Origin of the sequence: Halorubrum tibetense, from assembly GCF_042661865.1 — an archaeon.
In the GTDB taxonomy this organism is placed as follows: domain Archaea; phylum Halobacteriota; class Halobacteria; order Halobacteriales; family Haloferacaceae; genus Halorubrum; species Halorubrum tibetense.
On the sequence record NZ_JBHSWW010000250.1, the window covers coordinates 1 to 3613 of the forward strand.

Below are 3613 nucleotides of genomic sequence, written 5' to 3' on the forward strand. Positions count from 1 at the left end.
CGAGTTCGGCGTCAGCGAGCACGTCGCGACCGTGCTGCTCGCGGCCCGTGAGGGTGGTTCGACCGCCCGCGGCGCGGTCAACCTCCGATACGATCCGGCGCTTCTCGACCAGCTGGAAGCGTCGTTCCCGACGATCGAGTTCGATCCGGAGCGATCGACTCGCGAGGCCGTCCGGGACGCGGTCGCGGCCGCGGACCTCGCCGCGTCCGACGGGACCGAGGCGCTCGTCCTTTATCAGACCGGCGCGGTCGGGATCGAGCCGATCGTGTACGTGCTCGCGCCGAGCGCGCCGGAGGCCGCCCGGATCGTCCGGGATATCGTGTGAGACGGGGTCGGACGGCGGGCCGAGGCGGGGTAGGGCAGGGCAGGCTATTTGCGTGCGGGGCGTGGATCCGCGTCTATGCAGGACCACCTGCCGCCGGCGGCCCAGGAGAAGTACCAGGAGATGCGGGCGCTGCAGGCGGAGGCCGAGTCGGTCGTCACACGAACGGACCGGATCGAGGAGCGGCGGGCGGACGCCCGGGCGGCCCGGGAGGCGCTCGACGACGCCGAGGGGTCGGACACCGTCTATCGTCGGGTCGGCGACCTCCGAGTCGAGACCGACGCCGCCTCGGCTCGGGCGGCGCTCGACGAGCGGATCGCCGAACTGGACGACCGGATCGCGGCGCTCGACGAGCGCAAGGGGGAGCTCGAAGAACGGTTCGAGGCGAGCAAGGACGCCATCCGGCACCTGATCGGCGGTCCCGGGGGCGGTCCGGGAACGACCCCGACGAGCGGGACCGAGGACGGATCGCCGCGGGACACCGACGATAGTGAACAGGAATTATAACTGCCCGCCCCGTTGTCCGACCGTGACGCGCTCGGGACGCGGCGACCGCCGTATGCGTATGCGACTCTTCTCGCGTCGGGTGGACCCGTCCGCGGCGGCGACGGTCGGTAACACGATCGGCGTCGACGCTCGGTGAAGCCCGTCGCCTCCCGCTACCCGCCGGTCCGTTCGTGGCCGGCACCGAACGCCCGGATCCGAACCAGCGGGCTTTAGGCCCGATCGACCGACACACGACATACACACACTACATGAGCCACGACGACTTCCCCACGGCCGACCCGGCGGTGGTGACCTGTGGACTGCCGTACGCCAACGGCGATCTCCACATCGGGCACCTCCGCACGTACGTCGGCGGCGACGTGTACAGCCGCGCGCTCGAACGACTCGGCCAAGAGACGGCGTTCGTCTCCGGTTCCGATATGCACGGGACGCCCGTCGCGGTCAACGCCGATCAGGCGGGTGTTTCGCCCGAGACGTTCGCGCTCGATTGGCACGAGCAGTACGCCGAGACGTTCCCGAAGTTCAACGTCGAGTTCGATAACTACGGTCACACGCACGACGAGACGAACACGGAGCTGACCCAGCAGCTCGTCCGCGACCTCGAGGCGGCGGGCCACGTCTACGAGAAGGAGATCATGGTCGCGTACGACCCCGTCGACGATCAGTACCTCCCCGACCGCTACGTCGAGGGCACCTGTCCGTACTGCGGCGAACACGCCCGCGGCGACGAGTGCGACGAGGGGTGTCAGCGGCACCTCGAACCCGGCGAGGTCGAGGACCCGGTGTCGACGGTGTCCGGCAACCCCGCCGAGTACCGCGAGCGGACCCACAAGTTCTTCGCGGTCTCCGAGTTCTCGGCGTACCTCTCCGACTTTCTCGACCGGCTGGAGGGGACCTCGAACGCCCGGAACCAGCCCCGCGAGTGGATCGAGCAGGGGCTCCAAGACTGGTGTATCACCCGCGATCTGGACTGGGGGATCGACTATCCCGATGGCGAGGCGACGGAGTCGTCTCGCGAAGGCGGTGAAACCGCCGAAGCGGACCTCGTCTTGTACGTCTGGGTCGACGCGCCGATCGAGTACATCTCGTCGACGAAACAGTACACGGAACGCGTCGGTGCGGAGACCTTCGACTGGGAGGCTGCCTGGAAGGCCGGTGCGGACGGCACGACCGAGGAGCACCCCGACGGCGGGGAGATCGTTCACGTGATCGGCCGCGACATCATCCAGCACCACACGATATTCTGGCCGGCGATGTTGACGGCGACGGGGCACACGGAGCCCCGCGCGGTGATGGCGAGCGGCTTCGTCACCCTCGGGGGCAAGGGGTTCTCGACCAGCCGCGACCGCGCCGTCTGGGCGGACGAGTACCTCGACGAGGGGTTCCATCCGGACCCGCTGCGCTACTACCTCGCGACGAACGGCGGGTTCCAGCAGGACGTCGACTTCTCGTGGGAGAAGTTCCGCGACCGCGTGAACACCGAGCTGGTGGGAACCGTCGGCAACTTCCTGTACCGCTCGCTGCTGTTCGCCCACCGCAACTACGAGGACGCACCGATCGCCGACGCGACGGGCGAGGAGGTCGCGGCGCGGATCGACGAGGCGGTCGCGGACGTCGAGGCCGCCGTCAACGACTACTCGATCCGGGCGCTCGGCGACGCGGTCACGGACCTGGCACGGTTCGGTAACGAGTACATCCAGCGGAACGAGCCGTGGAAGCTCGTCGACGAGGAGCCCGACGAGGCCGCACAGGTCATCCACGACTGCGTCGCGATCGCGAAGGCGATCGCGGTCCTGTTCGAGCCGATCGCCCCGGAGAAATGCGAACGGCTGTGGGATCAACTCGGCGAGGCCGGGTCGGTTCACGACGCCACCGTCGACGTCGCCCGTGAGGAGCCCGCGGGGGACCTCGCGGAGCCGACCGAGCTGTTCGAGAAGGTCGAAGACGACCGCGTCGAAGCGCTGAACGAGAAGCTCGAATCGCGCGTCGCCGCGGCGGAGGACGACGAAGAGGAACCGAGCGACGAAGACGACGAGACGGGATCGGCCGATGCGGACGACGTCACTGCCGACGTTGACGACGACATGAACGACGACACCGTGCCTGACGACATCGAACCGCTCAGCGACGACCGCATCAGTTTCGAGGAGTTTCAGCATCTCGACCTTCGGGTCGGACGGATCGAGTCCGCCGAGGGGATCGAGGGCGCTGACGACCTCCTGCGGCTCCGGGTCGACCTCGGCGCGGAAACCCGGACGATCGTCGCGGGGCTCAAACAGCTCCACGACGTCGCGGATCTGCCGGACACGAAGGTGATCGTGCTCGCCAACATGGAGAAGGCGGAGCTGTTCGGCGTCGAGTCGAACGGGATGGTGTTGGCCGCCGGCGAGGAGGCGGACCTGTTGACCACGTACGGGGACGCCGGTCCGGGAACGACGGTGAAGTGACGCTTCGCGCCGGTGTGACCGGGCGCGTCCGTCCGCGTTTATACGGACCTACTCCGACTCGGCGCGTCCGTCCACAGTTATAACCGCCCGGTCCGGATCAGCGGTCATCCCATGACGTCTCCCCGCCGCTGGTTCGACTCGTTGCCTATCGAACGACAGGTCCTCGTCCTCGCGCTCGTTCTCGACCCGATCGGGTTCGCCGTCGGCTATCTCCTCGGCCCGTCGTTCGGCGTCGACCCGATTATCGAAGTTACAAGGCTAAAACCCCGCCCTGAAGGGCGGGGATACAGCCGACAATTCCTACACAACCCACCGCCGATGGCACTGCCGGATATTC

Annotated in this window: 4 protein-coding genes; all 4 read left to right on the plus strand. The window is 68.0% G+C overall.

Features of this window, described 5'->3' with window-relative positions:
• The coding region (locus tag ACFQEU_RS13015) for a thiamine-phosphate synthase family protein (protein ID WP_379782817.1) at nucleotides 1-325 on the plus strand (325 nt) is incomplete at its 5' end.
• 75 nt (nucleotides 326-400) lie between these two features.
• Nucleotides 401-829: a prefoldin subunit gene (locus ACFQEU_RS13020; RefSeq protein ID WP_379782819.1), complete on the plus strand. Its 429-nt coding sequence runs from the start codon at nucleotides 401-403 to the stop codon at nucleotides 827-829.
• Nucleotides 830-1077: 248 nt separating this feature from the next.
• Nucleotides 1078-3276: a methionine--tRNA ligase gene (gene metG / locus ACFQEU_RS13025; RefSeq protein WP_379782821.1), complete on the plus strand. Its 2199-nt coding sequence runs from the start codon at nucleotides 1078-1080 to the stop codon at nucleotides 3274-3276.
• 111 nt (nucleotides 3277-3387) lie between these two features.
• A partial coding sequence (locus ACFQEU_RS13030) for a DUF8141 family membrane protein (RefSeq protein ID WP_465261149.1) occupies nucleotides 3388-3613 on the plus strand: 226 nt, incomplete at its 3' end.

Coding starts and splice junctions, on each gene's coding strand:
- ACFQEU_RS13020 (WP_379782819.1), top strand. CDS start 401: ATGCAGGACCACCTGCCGCCGGCGGCCCAGGAGAAGTACCAGGAGATG.
- metG (WP_379782821.1), top strand. CDS start 1,078: ATGAGCCACGACGACTTCCCCACGGCCGACCCGGCGGTGGTGACCTGT.